Annotated in this window: 20 protein-coding genes; 4 read left to right on the top strand and 16 right to left on the bottom strand. The window is 68.4% G+C overall.

Translation table 11 applies throughout. From position 1 onward, the window contains the following. From BLP62_RS12125 to BLP62_RS14565, 13 genes are all read right to left on the bottom strand, one after another. Positions 1–963, bottom strand: a complete 963-nt coding sequence (locus tag BLP62_RS12125) for a recombinase XerD (protein WP_093008589.1) — start codon at positions 961–963, stop codon at positions 1–3. A 187-nt stretch (positions 964–1,150) separates the two neighbouring features. Then, positions 1,151–3,067 (bottom strand): S8 family serine peptidase, encoded by a 1,917-nt coding sequence (locus tag BLP62_RS12120; RefSeq protein ID WP_093008588.1) that lies wholly within the window; start codon positions 3,065–3,067, stop codon positions 1,151–1,153. Beyond that, positions 3,039–3,284 (bottom strand): hypothetical protein, encoded by a 246-nt coding sequence (locus BLP62_RS12115; protein ID WP_093008587.1) that lies wholly within the window; start codon positions 3,282–3,284, stop codon positions 3,039–3,041. The genes BLP62_RS12120 and BLP62_RS12115 overlap by 29 nt, the downstream gene beginning before the upstream one ends. Beyond that, positions 3,285–3,707 carry a hypothetical protein gene (locus tag BLP62_RS12110; protein ID WP_093008586.1) on the bottom strand — a complete coding sequence of 141 codons (423 nt, stop codon included), beginning with the start codon at positions 3,705–3,707 and terminating at the stop codon, positions 3,285–3,287. It abuts the gene before it with no gap. Continuing rightward, a complete protein-coding gene (locus BLP62_RS13840) occupies positions 3,667–3,831 on the bottom strand; it encodes a hypothetical protein (protein ID WP_176758222.1) in 165 nt (54 codons plus the stop codon). The genes BLP62_RS12110 and BLP62_RS13840 overlap by 41 nt, the downstream gene beginning before the upstream one ends. Then, positions 3,831–4,043, bottom strand: coding sequence for a hypothetical protein (locus BLP62_RS12105; protein WP_093008585.1), 213 nt, complete (start codon positions 4,041–4,043; stop codon positions 3,831–3,833). The genes BLP62_RS13840 and BLP62_RS12105 overlap by 1 nt, the downstream gene beginning before the upstream one ends. Before the next feature lie 4 nt (positions 4,044–4,047). After that, complete coding sequence (locus BLP62_RS14425; protein WP_277621416.1) at positions 4,048–4,176, bottom strand: hypothetical protein; 129 nt, start codon at positions 4,174–4,176, stop codon at positions 4,048–4,050. Next, positions 4,173–4,937: a hypothetical protein gene (locus BLP62_RS12100; protein WP_093008584.1), complete on the bottom strand. Its 765-nt coding sequence runs from the start codon at positions 4,935–4,937 to the stop codon at positions 4,173–4,175. The genes BLP62_RS14425 and BLP62_RS12100 overlap by 4 nt, the downstream gene beginning before the upstream one ends. A 2-nt stretch (positions 4,938–4,939) precedes the next feature. After that, positions 4,940–6,739, bottom strand: coding sequence for a hypothetical protein (locus BLP62_RS12095; RefSeq protein ID WP_093008583.1), 1,800 nt, complete (start codon positions 6,737–6,739; stop codon positions 4,940–4,942). Between the two features lies 1 nt (position 6,740). Then, entirely contained in the window at positions 6,741–8,579 is a 1,839-nt protein-coding gene (locus BLP62_RS12090; RefSeq protein ID WP_093008582.1) for a hypothetical protein, read from the bottom strand. Beyond that, complete coding sequence (locus BLP62_RS13835) at positions 8,572–8,718, bottom strand: hypothetical protein (RefSeq protein ID WP_176758221.1); 147 nt, start codon at positions 8,716–8,718, stop codon at positions 8,572–8,574. The genes BLP62_RS12090 and BLP62_RS13835 overlap by 8 nt, the downstream gene beginning before the upstream one ends. Beyond that, positions 8,715–9,911, bottom strand: coding sequence for a hypothetical protein (locus tag BLP62_RS12085; RefSeq protein WP_093008581.1), 1,197 nt, complete (start codon positions 9,909–9,911; stop codon positions 8,715–8,717). The genes BLP62_RS13835 and BLP62_RS12085 overlap by 4 nt, the downstream gene beginning before the upstream one ends. Positions 9,912–9,936: 25 nt before the next feature. Then, a complete protein-coding gene (locus tag BLP62_RS14565; RefSeq protein ID WP_093008580.1) occupies positions 9,937–10,230 on the bottom strand; it encodes a DUF6788 family protein in 294 nt (97 codons plus the stop codon). A 166-nt stretch (positions 10,231–10,396) separates the two neighbouring features. On the opposite strand from BLP62_RS14565, the gene BLP62_RS12075 reads away from it, so the two are divergent. From BLP62_RS12075 to BLP62_RS12065, 3 genes are read left to right on the top strand one after another with little or no spacing between them, the layout of a single operon-like run. Then, complete coding sequence (locus tag BLP62_RS12075) at positions 10,397–10,756, top strand: type II toxin-antitoxin system RelE/ParE family toxin (RefSeq protein ID WP_039457402.1); 360 nt, start codon at positions 10,397–10,399, stop codon at positions 10,754–10,756. An 11-nt stretch (positions 10,757–10,767) separates the two neighbouring features. Further along, positions 10,768–11,190 carry a helix-turn-helix domain-containing protein gene (locus tag BLP62_RS12070; RefSeq protein ID WP_093008579.1) on the top strand — a complete coding sequence of 141 codons (423 nt, stop codon included), beginning with the start codon at positions 10,768–10,770 and terminating at the stop codon, positions 11,188–11,190. A 3-nt stretch (positions 11,191–11,193) separates the two neighbouring features. Next, positions 11,194–11,751: a helix-turn-helix domain-containing protein gene (locus tag BLP62_RS12065; RefSeq protein WP_093008578.1), complete on the top strand. Its 558-nt coding sequence runs from the start codon at positions 11,194–11,196 to the stop codon at positions 11,749–11,751. A gap of 119 nt (positions 11,752–11,870) precedes the next feature. Here BLP62_RS12065 and BLP62_RS12060 read toward each other — a convergent pair whose 3' ends face one another. The 3 genes from BLP62_RS12060 to BLP62_RS12050 form a co-directional block, all read right to left on the bottom strand. Beyond that, on the bottom strand, positions 11,871–12,260 hold the full coding sequence (locus BLP62_RS12060; protein ID WP_093008577.1) for a type II toxin-antitoxin system VapC family toxin: 390 nt from the start codon (positions 12,258–12,260) through the stop codon (positions 11,871–11,873). After that, complete coding sequence (locus BLP62_RS12055; protein ID WP_093008576.1) at positions 12,247–12,474, bottom strand: ribbon-helix-helix protein, CopG family; 228 nt, start codon at positions 12,472–12,474, stop codon at positions 12,247–12,249. Before BLP62_RS12055 ends, BLP62_RS12060 begins: the two co-directional genes overlap by 14 nt. Positions 12,475–12,663: 189 nt before the next feature. After that, a complete protein-coding gene (locus BLP62_RS12050; RefSeq protein WP_244880386.1) occupies positions 12,664–13,692 on the bottom strand; it encodes a peptidoglycan DD-metalloendopeptidase family protein in 1,029 nt (342 codons plus the stop codon). Between the two features lie 170 nt (positions 13,693–13,862). Here BLP62_RS12050 and BLP62_RS12045 point away from each other — a divergent pair. Beyond that, a partial coding sequence (locus tag BLP62_RS12045) for a transposase (protein WP_176758220.1) occupies positions 13,863–14,155 on the top strand: 293 nt, incomplete at its 3' end.

Raw genomic sequence — 14,155 nt, 5'->3', positions numbered from 1 at the left:
TCACTCCTCCCCCCACCCCGGCACCACGAGGCTCTTCATCCCGGTCCAGTAGGCCACCTTCTCCCTGGGGTGGCCTTCTTTGAGGAAGCGGCGGATGGCCCGCCAGCGCAAGGGGAGGGCGAGGTCGGCCCGCCGCTTGCCCTGGGGCTTCACCCCGGCGAAGTCCGCGAACTCGGTGAGGATCCACTTGGCCTCCTCCAGGCCCAAAGGCTTCCCCCGGTTCTTCCCCGGGGCGGGTTTGAGGAGGAGGTGGGGGTAGGGGAGGGGCTGGTGGGAGGCGAGGAAGGCCCTCTGGGGGAGCCAGTCGGCGAGGACCTCCCGGGCGAGGGGGGAGAGGGGGACCTCCCGGAGCTTGGCCCCCCGCACCAGGAGGACCTTCTCCCGCACGTCCTCCTGCCAGAGCTCCACGGCCTCCTTCACCGTGAGGCCCACTTCTCCGAGGAGGACGAGGAGGACCCGGAGGAGGGGACGCCAGTAGGCCAGGGGGTAGAGGTCCACTTCCCGGAGGAGCCGGGCGTACTCCTCCTCGGGCATGGCCCGGGAGGGGGCGACCACGGGAAGCTCCTGGCGGGAGGGGAGGCGCACGTGAGGGGGCATGGGATGCCCGGCCCAGTCCAGGAAGGGGAAGAGGTGCCTGAGGCTCGCCCGGGCCCGCTCAACGGTGCCCCAGGAGAGGGGCCCCCTTTCCCCTCCGGGGAAGCCCCTCTCCTTGGCCTCCAGGAGGAAGGCCTTGGGGTCCTCGGGCTCCAGATGGGGCCACCGCCTCCCCTTGAGGGCGAGCCAGCGGACGAAGTAGCCCACGTAATGGGGGGCCGCCCGGTCGGGCTTCTTGCGGTGGCGCACGAGGTAGGCCCAGAGGGCCTCCTTGAGGGCACCCTCGTCCCAGCGGGCCAGGGCTTCTCCCACCAGCCGCTTCCTCTCCTCCGGGTGGTCCCACACCTCCAGCCCAAGCCCTTCTCTCATCCTCACTATCATCTTAGCCCCCCCACCCCCTCCACCGCCACCCCGTGTGTAGCTAAGACTTTCCCCGCATCGGCTTTTCCCCTTCCCCACGCCACTCTCCACACCCTGACCTCTTTTCCGCGAGGGTTAGGAGTCGGGCTTCCTGGGGGTGTGGCCGGAAAAAGTGGGGGCAAGGATTTCAGAGGGTTCAGCGCACCAGGACCTTCACCCCCCTGGCCGGGGGCCTGGCCTCCGCCTCCCCCCGGGGCTCCTCCGGGTCCAGGGCCCCGTCCCCGTCCCGGTCCAGGAAGGCGAGGAGGCGGTAGGTCCCGGGGGAGAGGCCTTCAAGCCGGAAAGGCCCCCCTTCCGGGGGCAGGACGAAGCTCCGGCAAACGCCCCCCTCGGAGCAAGCCGAGAGCACCACCCGGGCGGGAAGGGCCTCCACCTGGACCTCCGCCGTGGCTTCAGCCCCACCCCCTTCCAGGCGCACCCGGTAGGCTCTGGGGGCCGTCCCCGTGGGCGCCCGCACCCGGAGGTGGGCCGTGCCCTGGGCGGGGTTCGGGGCGAGGTAGGCGGCAAGCCCCCCTTCCGCCGCCACCCGCACGGGGACCGGGTAGGGGCTTAGGACCTCCACGGGGAGGCTCCCCTCCTCCCCAGGCTTCAGGGCCAGCTGGCCCTCCACCCGCAAGGCCACCCCGCCTCCCTCCAGGGCCTTCAGGGCGGCGAAGGCGTCTAGAAGCCTCCCCTCCGGCGTGGACCTGCTCCCCGCGAGGAGGGCCCCCTCCAGGGCCTCAGGGGAAGCCGCCCCCCGGGAGCGAAGGAGGGCCAGGGCCGCCGAGACGTGGGGGGCCGCCTGGCTCGTCCCCTTGAGGAGGCGCCAGCCCCCCGGGGTGGGGCCCAGGACCCCGGAAGCCCCGTCCCCCCCGGGGGCGAGGAGGGGGGCGGAGCGGTTGGAGTAGGAGGCGAGCCTCCCGTCGGACCCCACCGCCCCCACGGTGAGGACCCCCCGGCAGTTCCCGGGGAAGTAGTCCCGGAAGTCCCGCCCGTAGTTCCCCGCCGCCGCCACCACCAGGACGCCCCGGGCCCTCACCTCGTCCAGGGCCTCCTGCAAAGCGGGGGAGCAGGGGCCTTCCCCGCTCAGGGAGAGGTTCACCACCTGGGCCGGGTGGGGGTTTGGGGGAAGCCCCGGCACGGGGATCCCCGCCGCCCACCGGAGGGCGAGGATCAGGTCGCTCTCCCGCCCCGTCCCCTCGGGGGTGAGGAGGCGGATGGGGAGGATGTGGGCCTGGGAGGCCCCCGCCATCCCCACCCCGTTCCAGGCCGCCGCCAGGACCCCGGAGACGTGGCTCCCGTGGAAGGTCTGGAGGGGGCTTCCCGTGCTGGGCTCCGTGGGGTCGGTGTCCCCGTCCACGAGGTCCAGCCCCGGAAGGAGGACGCCCTCGAGGTCGGGGTGGCCGGGGAGGACCCCGGTGTCCACCACCGCCACCACCACCCCCTCCCCCGTGGCCTCGGCCCAGGCCTCGGGGAAGCGGGCCAGGGGGAGGTTCCACTCCTCGGGGAAGAGGGGCTCGGCCTCGCCCCCCTGGGCCCGGAGGGGGCGGTCGGGCAGGCTCAGCCCGCCCAGGGCCTGGCCCCCCAGGCCCTCCACCCGGTACCACCCCCCGCCCAAGGGCCTCCCCGGGCACCCCTTGGGGCAGTGGGCCAGCCGGCTCGTGGCGGCCTGGGGCGCGACCCCTTCCCCGCCCACGTAGACCGTGCCCTCCAGGTAGAGGTCCAAGGAGGAAGCCCCCTCCACCACCAGGCGGAAGGAGGCCTCCCGCCGCATCCCCCCGCCCTCGGCCACCACCCGGGCCTCCCAGGTCCCGGCCTCCCGGGCGGGGATGGCGAGGGAGAGCTCCCTCTTACCCTCCACCTCCAGGGGAGGAGGGGTCATCCCCGGGGGAAGGCCCTCCACGAAGAGGCGGGCCCTGAGCCCCCTCGCCTCCACCCGCGCCGGGAGGATGGCCGTCTCCCCCTCCCGAGCCCGCACCTCCTCCTGGCCCAGGGAGAGCCGAAGGAGGGGGGCCTCGAGGGCGCACCCCGTCAAAAGGAGCAGGCTAAAAAGGAGGCTCCAGGTCCTCCTCATCCAGGCCCACCTCCGCTACCCGCCGGGCGAAGGCCGCCTCGAGGGCCTCGTAGGCCTCCTCCAGGCCGGGGAAGTCCCCGAGGTCCTCCCGCTCCCCTCCGGGGCCCTCCCACCAGGCCCGGCACCGCCCCGTGGGCCACTCCTGGACCCACCCGTCCCCCATGGGGGTCTCGTAGACCCGCCGCTTCTGGCTTCCGTCAAACCGGAGAACCCGCATTTACTTCCCCCAAGCCACAGCGAAGTACCCCCGGAGAACCGCCACCACCTCCGGGCTTTCCACCACCACGAAGGCCGCCCCCTTGGGGGCCACGAAGAACCGTCCGTCCGCCAGGAGGAACCACCCGGCCATGGGCGCCCCCCCGAGGCGCACCACCTTCGCCCCCCGGGCCCAGGGAGGAGGCGCCTCCCGCCCCAGGACCAGGGTGAGGCGCTTCTCCTTCAGGGCCTCCCCCAGGGAGGCCGGGGGAAGCCCCACGGCCACCACCTCCTGGGTCCGGTTCGCCAGGAACCAGTAGAGCTCCCGCTCGGAGAGCTCCCGCACCTGGGGTAAGCCCTGGGCCAGGGCCGGGGCCAGGGCGAGGAAGAGAAGGGCGAGGAGCCTAGAAGAGCTCCCCGCTTTCAAGAAGCCTCTCCACCTCATCCTCGTCCTCCCAAGCTTCCTCCGCCTCCCGGTCCAGGCACTCCAGGCAGGCCGTCTCCAGCTCCCGGCCATCGGGGAGGCGGATCGTGATGCGCCTCGTCCCGCCGCACATGGGGCACGCCATCACGCCACCTCCGGCAACGGCACCCGGAACTCCGGGGCCCAGTAGAGCGCTTTCTCCCCCTCGGCGATGAGGAAGGCCGCCTCAATCCCCCGCTGGTAGAGCCGCCACCCGAGCTCGGGATGGCGCACCAGGTAGTACTGCCCCGTGTGGTCCACCTTCACCACGCTGGACTCCTCCACGATCCGCCAGAACTCCGCCAGGTCTGTCCGCACGCTCTCACCTCCACCGAACCGCCAAAGCCAGGAGCCAGAGGTGGGCCGGGTAGAAGGCGTAGGCCGCAAGCCCCACCGCTCCCCACTTCAGGGCCTCCAGGGAGGCCTTGGGGAGGGAAAGGGAGGGGCTCACCGCACTTCCTCCTGCCTCCTCGAGGCGCTCACCACGTAGCTCGTGGCTAGGCGCATCACCAGGGCCACTTTGTTGGAGACGGGACCGTCCGGGGTAAGCCAGAGCCAGCGGTCTGGGGTGCTGTATCCGGGGGCGAAGAGGTAGCCCTTCCCCCCGGCCCAAAGGATGGGCAGACCCAGGATGACCCCGGAGAGCTCCGGGGCATCCCGCTCACCCCCCACGGCCACCACCTTGAGGAGGCCTTCCTTCACCGCCTCCTTCAGCTCCGCCTCCAGCTTTCTCGCCGTCCTCCCGTCCGTGACGATGTAGGCCTTGGGGATCCGTATCCCTCCCGGCGGGCAGGTGTAGATGGGCACGCCCCCGTAGGAGATGTTCTGGCACCCCCCTCCGTGCAGGATGAGCCCGAGGTAGCGGGCCAAAGCCTCCACCCCCGCCCCCGAGCCCACCACCATCACCTCCTGGCCCCGGGCGAGGGCGTTTTGAATCTCCCCCCAGAAGGTGGGGTAGAGCATGTCGTCCGGGAGGCCGCACATCTTCAGGGTGGTGCACAGGACGCACTTGGTCACCCGGTACACCCCCCGGAGGACCAAGGAGGGCTGGGAGAAGTCCAGTTGGGCGAGACTACTGGGGTCGCACGAGAGGACCTGGCTGACCTTGTTCAGGTTGTTGCTGATCCCGCCCCAGTCCAGGTTGGAGAGCCAGTCGAACTGGGCCAGGGCCGGGGCCAGGGAGACCGCTACCAAAGCCAACACCTTCCGCATCCTCACCTCCCCAAAAGAGGCCGATAGAGCGCCCTCAGGTCCAGGGCGTAGGCCGAAAGGTCCGAGACCAGGGTGTAGGGGGCTCCCCGCACCCCCGGCACCTCGTACCCCTCGGGCACGGAGACCCACCGCCAATGCGTCCTCTCCAGGGCGAAGGGAAGCACATAGGGGGGTACCCCCAGGGGTTGCACGGGGCCTTCCAGGGGGAGCGAGGGGTAGGCGATGACGCAAGGGGGGCAGTATTCCACCCGGATGTCGATGGTGAGGGGCGTGTGCCAGTAGACCACCAGGCGGGAGAGCTGGCCCCAGGCCCACCCCATCCAGTTCCCCAGGTTCACCTGGGAGAGGTCCACATTGCGGATGTCGGGGACCGTGGTCACCTCCAGGAAGTTCGTGCCCTGGAAGAAGGTGGCGTAGCCGAAGGCCTCGTAGACGGGGAGGGAGGAAGGGGGGAGCCACCGCTTGGCCTCCTCAAACTTCCAGAGGCCCGGGGCCTCCTTCGCCTTCAGGGGCTCGTCCTGGGGCTTGCCCCCGGTAAGCTTTTCCACCTCCCCCTTGGCCTTCACCACCTCGTCCACGGTCATGAGGGCCGTGGCCGCGCACGAGGCCACCCGGTCCAGGTCCCCCGCGCACCCCTTGAGGACGGGGATCGCCCCGGTGAGGGCCCTCAAGGGGGCGTTCACCAGGTTCTCCAGGTTCCCCTTCAGGGCGTCCACCCCCGGAAGGCCCAGGAAGGCCCGGGAGTCAAAGAGGGTCTTCGCCGAGCGGTAGAAGTGCACGTAGAGGTACACCTTCTCCACCTCCGTCCCCGCCCGGTCGATGAGCCGCTTGTAGGTGTCCCAGATGGCCTGCACCTGGTCCCAGAGGGCGGGGAGGTCGGCGGGGAAGAGCTCGGTGTAGACCGGGGCCACCACGCTCCCCGCCCCGAGGAGGTGGCCCTGCCAGGGCACGGGGAGGTAGGCCTTAGGGTTCCCCAGGCTCCGGAAGTCCCTGGGGAGGAGGGAGAGGAGGTCCTGGGGCGTGGAAGGCCTCGGGGTGAGGAGGGCCCTCGCCACGTCCTTCAGGTAGTCGGCGTAGTAGTCCGTGAGGGCCTTCTGCATGGCCCGCTCTACCCGGGCGTTCGCCTCCGCCTCGTTGAACCAGAAGGGGCGGGAGGGGTAGCCCGGGGTGCGGAAGACCTCGGTCCCCTGGACCAGGACCTTGAACCCCGGGATATACATGAGGGGCAGGATCTGCATCCCGAGCCCGTCGCAGAACTCCTTCGGGTCCACCTGGGGCACGGGGAGGTACTTGTCCAGCTTGTGGAGCCCCGCCGAGGCCCACCTCCCCAGGTCCAGGGGGGTGGAGCGGGTGGCGGCCTCCAGGAAGGCGGTGTCCACCCCCTCGGAGGGCACCATGAGCTTGAACTCGGGGAGAGGAGGATTTAGCTCCGGCCCCTTCACCCCGGCGAGGCAGTAGGCGAACCAGAAGGCGGGGTTGTTGAGCTCGGTGATGACCCTCCAGTAGTAGCGCTCCTCAAACCTCTGCCACGCCTTCCTCAGGTCCCGCGCCACCTCCCGGGTGGCCTCGAGGCTGGAGAGGGGGAGGTAGAACTCGTGGGCCTGGGCCTCCGGGGTGGTGGCCCCTCCCTGGTAGTCCCTAAGGCGGTCCTTCCTCAGGACCTCCAGGTAGGGCCACTTCCCCTTCAGGACCTGCTCCAGGCGGTAGTCCGGGGCGGAGAGCAGGTACTTGGTCCAGTCCTCGTAGGTAGGCCCCTGGGCCAGGGCCAGGGAGAAGAGGGAGAGCGCCCAAACCCACCGCATCTCACAACCCCCTTTCCGCGCACCAGTCCCTGAGGGGCTTGAACCAGAGCTTGGCCTCCTCCCGCCCCGTCCCGGCGAAGGGGTTCCCCTGGGGCGAGAGGGAGCGGGTGATGTAGCTCACGTAGGGGTCGCCCTCGGCCACCTCCAGGTCCTTCCCCGTGGGCTGGAGGTAGCCCTCGAGGCCGGGGACCCGGTACCGCTTCCCCTCCGCCGTCACGTACCCGAAGGCCTCCACGGGGCGGTCGTTGTCGCTGGCGTAGCGCCAGGTCTCCTGCCACCCCCGGAGGTAGGCGGAACCCGTGTAGCGAAGCCCGGTGCTCAGAACCACCTTGTAAAGGTTGAAAAGCCAGGTGTAGTCCACGCTCACGAAGTAGGCGTACAGGTACGCCGTGCCCACATCCCGGCCTGAGGCGTCCTTCACCGAACAAGTCCACTCAGAAGTGGTCCTCAACCTACACCCTGAAAGGGTGTAGGTCTGCCCCCCGTAAGTGAACTGGATGCCCTCCGGGGTCGTCCCCCAATCGTAGTAAGCCCCCAGGTTGGAAAGGGTGGTTGTCCCCCCCTGGGCGTACACGTAGGCGTACCCCCGGTACCGCCCCTGGGTGTCCCGCACGTTGAAGTACCGCGCCCCGCTCCAGGTGGCCCCGGAAGCCCACCCCTCCAGGTAGAAGCTCTCGTCTCCCCGCCCCACCACGGCGCTGAACCGCCCGTCCCAGTCCGAGGGGCGCGTTCCCAGGCTTGTAGTCCAATTGGTGAAAGGGGACAGGCCCCACTCCTTGAACTCCACCCGGGCTCTGAGGTTGCTTTGGGAGATGTACCCCCACACGAGGGCCCGGGCCTCGGGAAGCCCCTCCTGGGTGGGGGAGAGGGGCGTGGTGAAGTAGAGGTAGTCCGTCTCCTGCCAGTCCGGGCGGTCCACCAGGAACCTCCCCGCCATCACCGCCCCCTTCTGGGAGGAACCGGCGGTAGAAGAGGGCGGGTAGATGACGGCGAAGGACTGCTCCTTGGCGAGGCTTTCCCGGGGCATCACGTGGTAGCGGGCGTCGCTCCGGTAGAGGGAGCAGTAGCCCCTCGCCGTCCCCTCCGGGACCACGAACCGCTCCTGCCCCCCGTTTCGCGCCCGGAACTCCTGGGCCAGGGTCTGGGTCCAGGCCGAGACCTCGGGGACGAAGAACCAGAGGGTGCTTCCCCCGGGCTGGCGGGCGTAGAAGGCCCTCAGGTCCGCTAGAGAAGAGAGGACGCTCTTCGCCACCACGTCCCGGTCCCCCGGGGAGATGCCGGAGAGGATGGACCCCTGGACCGAGGGGGACTGGTAGGACTCCATCCCGGGATAGCGGTACCGCTCCCTGGCGCTTCCCCCGGGGGGCCTCACGGAAAGCCACCCCCCCGCCTCTATGGGCACGGGGTTGTCCGGGGAGGGCATCCAGGTCCTGGTCCCCTGGAGGGGCCAGACGGCGTACTGCACCTGGTGGTAGGAGGGCCTGTTCTGGGAGTCGTAGACCGTGCTCACCGAGGCCCGCCCCCGGAGGCGGTTCTGGGAGTCGCGGAGGTCAAAGACCGCCCCGTTGTAGGGAGTGTTCGGAGTGTACCCCGAGAGGGTGAAGTAGTCGCACCCGGAAATGCAGAGGTAGAGCTTCCCGTTCCACCCGAGGGTCTGGTTGGTGGAACCCTGGGTGGGATTGGCCCCGCTTTCCACCAGGAACTCCACCACCACGCTGTACCCCTGCCTCATGTCCCCCTGGAGCGTCCCCCGGACCTCCGTGGAAGGACGGGGGCCGTCCACGAGGCCCACCTGGGCCAGGGCTAGAGAGAGGAAGGGGACGAGAACGAACTTACGCACGCCTCACCTCCCGGGAAAAGGCGTCCACCAGATGAAGGACCACGGGCCAGAGGAGGCCCGCGAAAAACCAGGAAGGACCGTATGCGAGAGCAAAGACGATCCCCGCCGAAACGCCGATGGCCCAACGGATCCAGGTCATGGGTACTGCCTCCCCCGCTGGAACATGGGGTCAATCATGAGGAGGGTCTTCAGGGTGGGCACCAGGCCCGTGGGGGTCTCCGCCAGGGCCAGGCACCGCCTCCCCTCTGGGGTGTCCTTGTAAGTCCCGCACCCCTGGAGGACCTGGCTCCGCTCGTCCTGGGGCACCGCGGGGTACTCGGGGTCCGAGGGGTCGTAGTACTTGCGGGGGATCACCCGGTCCATGAGGAGGTAGTCGTGCCGAAGCCCCTTGACCATGAGGAAGGTCTTGATCTCCACCTTGGGACCGATGTCGGCCCCACGGGAGTTTTGAGCGCTGAAGCAGAAGGTGATGAACCCCCCGCAAAGCCTCCCGGTGTAGAGAAGGCCGTAGAGGATGCTGGGCACGTCCGTGAGGATCTTGACCTCCCCCGCCGGGTCCGCCCGCTGGCAGATGCCGAGGAAGCCACAGTCGTAGAAGTAGCCCTGGGCCACCTTGGCGAGGGCGCTCCGCACGGGCTCCGGGATCTCCTTGGCGTAGGCGTAGGCGAGCATGGAGGCCGTGGCCCGCTTGTGGTCCTCCACGAGGCGGGTGGCGAACTCGTTCAAGACCTCGTCGTAGGAGAGCTCCCGCTCCCAGGTGAGGTAGGCCGCCCCCCGGCTCGAGGTGGAGATCGTCCCGCTCAGAGGAACCCAGTAGCCCCGGAGGAGGGTGCAGGCGTAGTAGGGATACCTCGGCGCGCCCCCAGAGGTGGTCACCGTGGTCGTCTGCTCCTTGCCCTGGTCGTCCCGGTACTTGCAGGACCAGTCCTCCCACCACTCCTTCCAGTAGACGAAGGCCTCCGCCACAAAGTTGTGGAAGCCGTTGTCCCGGAAGGAGAGGTCCCGGGTGGACACCTGGACCTCGGGGCACCCCTGGACCGGGTTGGGGGACAGGAGGGCGGGGTAAATGGGGTTCCATGGCCCCACGTCTCCGAGGGCGAGCTGGCTTCCCGTCCACCGCACCCGCACCCAGGCCGTGGTGGAGGGGGAGGAGGTCCAGGCCCGCACGGTGAAGCTTCCAGGAGAGGCCAGGGCGGTGGGGGAGACGGTGAGGTAGACCTGGGGCCTCCCCACGGGAAGCTCGGGGTAGTTGGGAGCGGTGTACCGCACGGTGCAGGTCTGGGCGAAGGCGAGGCCCAGGAGGGGGAGGAGTGGCAACATGATGCGGCGCATCAACCCATATTGTAGCAATGCTTGCTTAGCTTAGGGCCCGCTCCGCCTCCGCCAGGCGCTCCAGGAGGGCCTCCCGCCGCCTTAGGAGGGCCTTGTAGCGGGCCAGGGCCTCCAGGAACTCCCGGGGCCGGGTGAAGCCCTCGGGGGGTTGCCACCCCTTGCCCAGGTACTTCCACCGCCACCGCCCCCCCTTCTTCACCTTGAGGTAGGGGTAGGGCCCGTGGGGACACTTCCGGCAACGCTCCTTCCCGCACTTGACCCGCCGCCAGTAGACGGGGAGGGGGGAGAGGGCCTCGAGGGCCTTGCGCTCCTCCTCCAGGCGGGCGAGGGCTTTTTAGCTACACACCCCCCTCCAAAAGGCCCTAGTGCGGCGGTTCCAGGGCCATCTGGAAGCGGGGACCTCGAGGCGGGGTAACCCGAGGAAAGGGGCCCGCTTGTGTTAGCCTTGACTAACCTCAAGGGGTCTACTAATATGGGGGTGTGCAGTGGCGCAGTACCGGGTGGAGCTTTATCGGGATGCCCGAGGGTACTCTCAAGTCCTGGAGTTCTTCAACGCTCTCAAGAGGAGCAACCCCAAGCTTCTGGCCTTCGCCCAGCGCCTTCTCAAGAACTTGGAGGAGCACGGTCCTGACTTGCGTCCACCTTTGGCCAAGCCTCTTAAGGGGCTCCAGGCGCCCATCTGGGAACTGCGTCATCCCTCGGGGCTTCGGCTTTACTACTGGCGGCAAGGGGCCACGCTCTTCGTCGTCGCCGCGGGGGAGGTTAAAAAGCGGGACGAGGCCGACCCCGACTTGCTGGAGTTCGCGGTGAAGGCTTACAGGGAAAGCCAGAGAAACCTTAACTAGGGGGACTTGCCATGGGAAACAACATCAACTTTAGCGACTACTTCCGGGAGTCCATGAAGGACCCGGAGGCCCGGCGGCTTTACCGGGAGGTCTTGGACGAGGAGCTCTCCTGGCTCCTCAGCTACCTGCGGGAGGAGAGGGGGCTTTCCCAGAAGGAGGTGGCCGAGCGCCTCGGGGTCTCCCGGGGCCGGGTGAGCCAGCTGGAGACCTCCGCGGGCCTCTCCATGAGCCTGGAGAGCCTGGCCCGCTACGCCCAGGCCCTGGGGCTTTCCCTAAGGCTGGAGTTCGCCGACGAGAGGGGGGAGGTCCTGGCCCGCTTCTCCCTCGCGGCGGACGAGCCCGTGGCGGAGACGACGAATCCCTCTTGGGAAAACGCCGGATTTGGCCCGGAGCCTGCTTTCGGCAAGGCCTCCTGGGCTTCTTGGGCCGCCTAGAGCATGGAAAACAAATCGGAAACCATCCGCAGGCTTTACCGGGAAGGGAAGAGCGTCTCCGAGATCGCCAAGGCCCTGGGCCTGAGCTACCAGAGGGTCTACAGCACCCTGAAGCGCTCGGGCCTCCTCAAGCCCAAGGGAGGAGAGCCCTCGCCTTCTGGGGAGCCCGACCCCGAGGCCTACGCCAGGTTCCTCCAGGGTCTGGAGATCCGGTCCGTGGAACTGACGGAGGTCCACGCGAAGCTGGAGCGCTCCCCCAAGGGGAAGCTCTCCTTCTGCATGGGCCTCGAGGCCTTCGGCCCCGAGCCGAGGGAGGGGGGCTTCACCGCCGGGCTCGCCTTGAACCTGGACTTCCAGGACGAGGAGGGGCTCTTCGGTTTCCTGCGGCTCAGGGTGAGGGCCGGCTACGCCACGCCCCTCTTCCCGGACGAACTCCTCTTCCGCACCTTCAGGGAGCGAAACCTGATCGTGCACCTCTGGCCCTACCTGAGGCTCTACGTGGACTTCCTGACGGCGCAGATGGGGCTTCCCCGCCTGGTCCTGCCCGCTTGGAAGGTCTAGGAGGCGTCGCCTTCTGCCCCCTTAGTTTGGGGCTTATTTGAGGTGTGGCGCTAAGCAACCGGGAGATCGTGGGCAGGGCCCCCCGTCTCGGGCCGGATGGCGGTGGCCCAGTGAAGCCCCTACCTGAGCAGGACCACCCGGAGCTTCCCCTCGTACCGGGCAAGGTCGGCGTCCGCGGTCCAAAGCTCCTTCGCCCCCGCCTCCAGAGCGGTGGCCAGCACCAGGGCGTCCACCAGGGGCAGGTGGAGGCCGTGGGAGAGCCGGGCCGCCCGCTCCCCAATGGTCCAGTCTGGCCAGACCACCCGGCAGACGGCGGGGATGGCCTGGAGGAGGAGTTCCGTGTCCTCCTTCTCCAGGGCGCCCTTCAGGCCCAGGCGCAGGAGCTCCACCAGGGAGAGGCCCGACACCACCCCCTCCCTTTCCCCCTCCGCCAGGGCCCGCCACAGGGCCCCGGCCTCCTCGTGCCCCTCCAGGAGGCGGAGGAAGAAGCCGGTGTCAAGGGCGGTCACGCCGCCCCTCCTCCAGGAGGCGGTGGGCCTCCCCGGCCACCCGGCTCTTACCGGCCCGTTCCAGGACCTTCAGGCCCAAGGCCCTGCGCCGGCGCTCCTTAAGGTAGGCCTCCAAGGCCTCGGCGGTGAGGGCGCTCATGGACTTGCCCTCGTTCTCCGCCGTCTGGCGGAGGAGGCGGGCCAGGTCCTCGGGGATGTGGACGGTTAGGCGCATACAGGAAGAGCATAACACAGGGAAGGCGCAAGGAGCTGGGTCCGTGGGGCGACACAGGGGCCCACCCCGGGAGGCCTCAAAGCCCACCCTGCCAAGGTAGGGGAGACTGGGAAAGTAGTGGGTGCGGCTTGAGACCCTGCTCCCCTAGTGGTCTTCAAGGTCTGGTAAAAAAGGGCGCTGAGTGGGTAGCTAGGGAAGAGGAAGGTTGTGGGCATCTCGGAGGATCCTTGCCTCCTCGCTGGCCAAAGCCCCGAGTCCCTGAGCCCACGTACACCCCGAGCGGTAGCCCACGCGGTAACGACCCCCGGAAGGGTAAACCAGTTGAGCGCAGTCGCCCCAGTTGTCCCACGCCGGTTGGGTTCTATTCCAGAACAAAGCCTCCTGGGTTGGGTTGCCTTGGCCCGTGTAGACCCGCAAGGAAGCCCCGGGCTCCAGGGTGAGGTCCGGGAAGGCGAAGGTCTCCCCAAGCTTGTTCTGAAGGAAAAACCCCTTAAGGGAAACCGGGGCCGAGGCGAAGCGGGGGTCCGCCGTGATCTCCACGAACTCGTTGTTGGGGTTGAGGGCGTCTCTGACTCCCATATACCGGACCTTCGTAATGGCCACCGGAGCGCGGTCCGTGGGTTGGGGGTTGGGCGGAAGGCTTACCTCGGCAAACAGGGGAGGCGCCTTCCCCTCCGCCCAGAGCCATACGCTGGAAACCCCGGAAGGGTGCTTGCTCCAGGGATCCTCTCCCTCTCCGCTCCAGCCATAGGGGTCAAAGACCGGCCACGCTGAGCCCCTCAAACGGCGCATCTCGAAGTGCAGGTGGGGCCCCGTGCTGCATCCCGTGTTGCCGGAAAGGCCCAGGACCTGTCCTGCGCGCACCTGGTCGCCCGTCCTTACCTGCACCTCGCTTAGATGAGCGTAGATGGACAAAAAGACCTCTCCGTTCGGCAGGCGGTGGCGCAACACGACGCCCAGGCCAGACACCGTCTTGTCTAGGGAAGGGCAGTAGAAGGGGTTCTCCCAACCCGCAAAGGCCACCTCACCGTCGTAGATCGCCAGGAGGGGCGTGCCTTCCGGCATGGGGAAATCGTACCCCTGGTGTCCGTCTACCCCGGGAAGCTTCTCCCCCCACCAGCTGAGGAGGTAGCCGTTGTTGTCCTGGAACTGAAAGGGGTACTCGTGGTCGCTGACGTTGGTAACCCGGAACTCTCCCTTAAAGGGCAACGTCAGCACGGGAGGAGGGTCCACTTTGCTCGCCGGACTCGAGCCGGACGAGCAACCAATGAGCGCCAAGGGGAACAACAAAAACCATCCCGATGAACATAAGGACATCCTAGGTGACATGAGGTTTCCTCCTGTCTGTAGCGTCAAAGGGTCGTGTAAGGATTTATGTGTAAGGGTCCGTGTTTAATAGGGGGGCACACCTTGGAACGAGGAGGTGCCCCGTGGACCAGGATACCTTGCGGATCTTGCTGAGGGAAGCGGTGCGGGAGACAGTAGCCGAGGTTCTGCAGACGGTTCTGGAGCTGGACCGGACAGCCTTCTTGCAGGTGCACGGGGGGCGCAGGAACGGCTACTACCCCCGCAAGCTGGAGACCACCTTCGGCCAGGTGGACCTGAAGGTCCCTAGGGATCGGGAATCTCGGTATTACCCGGCTTTCCTTAAGCCCTACGCCCGCCGCCTGGTGGACGTGGG

The sequence above is a fragment of the Thermus arciformis genome, from assembly GCF_900102145.1.
Classification (GTDB): Bacteria; Deinococcota; Deinococci; order Deinococcales; family Thermaceae; genus Thermus; species Thermus arciformis.
This window is presented reverse-complemented; position numbering and strand designations above follow the sequence as displayed.

Coding starts and splice junctions, on each gene's coding strand:
- BLP62_RS12125 (WP_093008589.1), bottom strand. CDS start 963: ATGAGAGAAGGGCTTGGGCTGGAGGTGTGGGACCACCCGGAGGAGAGG.
- BLP62_RS12120 (WP_093008588.1), bottom strand. CDS start 3,067: ATGAGGAGGACCTGGAGCCTCCTTTTTAGCCTGCTCCTTTTGACGGGG.
- BLP62_RS12115 (WP_093008587.1), bottom strand. CDS start 3,284: ATGCGGGTTCTCCGGTTTGACGGAAGCCAGAAGCGGCGGGTCTACGAG.
- BLP62_RS12110 (WP_093008586.1), bottom strand. CDS start 3,707: ATGAGGTGGAGAGGCTTCTTGAAAGCGGGGAGCTCTTCTAGGCTCCTC.
- BLP62_RS13840 (WP_176758222.1), bottom strand. CDS start 3,831: ATGGCGTGCCCCATGTGCGGCGGGACGAGGCGCATCACGATCCGCCTC.
- BLP62_RS12100 (WP_093008584.1), bottom strand. CDS start 4,937: ATGCGGAAGGTGTTGGCTTTGGTAGCGGTCTCCCTGGCCCCGGCCCTG.
- BLP62_RS12095 (WP_093008583.1), bottom strand. CDS start 6,739: ATGCGGTGGGTTTGGGCGCTCTCCCTCTTCTCCCTGGCCCTGGCCCAG.
- BLP62_RS13835 (WP_176758221.1), bottom strand. CDS start 8,718: ATGACCTGGATCCGTTGGGCCATCGGCGTTTCGGCGGGGATCGTCTTT.
- BLP62_RS12085 (WP_093008581.1), bottom strand. CDS start 9,911: ATGCGCCGCATCATGTTGCCACTCCTCCCCCTCCTGGGCCTCGCCTTC.
- BLP62_RS12070 (WP_093008579.1), top strand. CDS start 10,768: ATGGGAAACAACATCAACTTTAGCGACTACTTCCGGGAGTCCATGAAG.
- BLP62_RS12065 (WP_093008578.1), top strand. CDS start 11,194: ATGGAAAACAAATCGGAAACCATCCGCAGGCTTTACCGGGAAGGGAAG.
- BLP62_RS12055 (WP_093008576.1), bottom strand. CDS start 12,474: ATGCGCCTAACCGTCCACATCCCCGAGGACCTGGCCCGCCTCCTCCGC.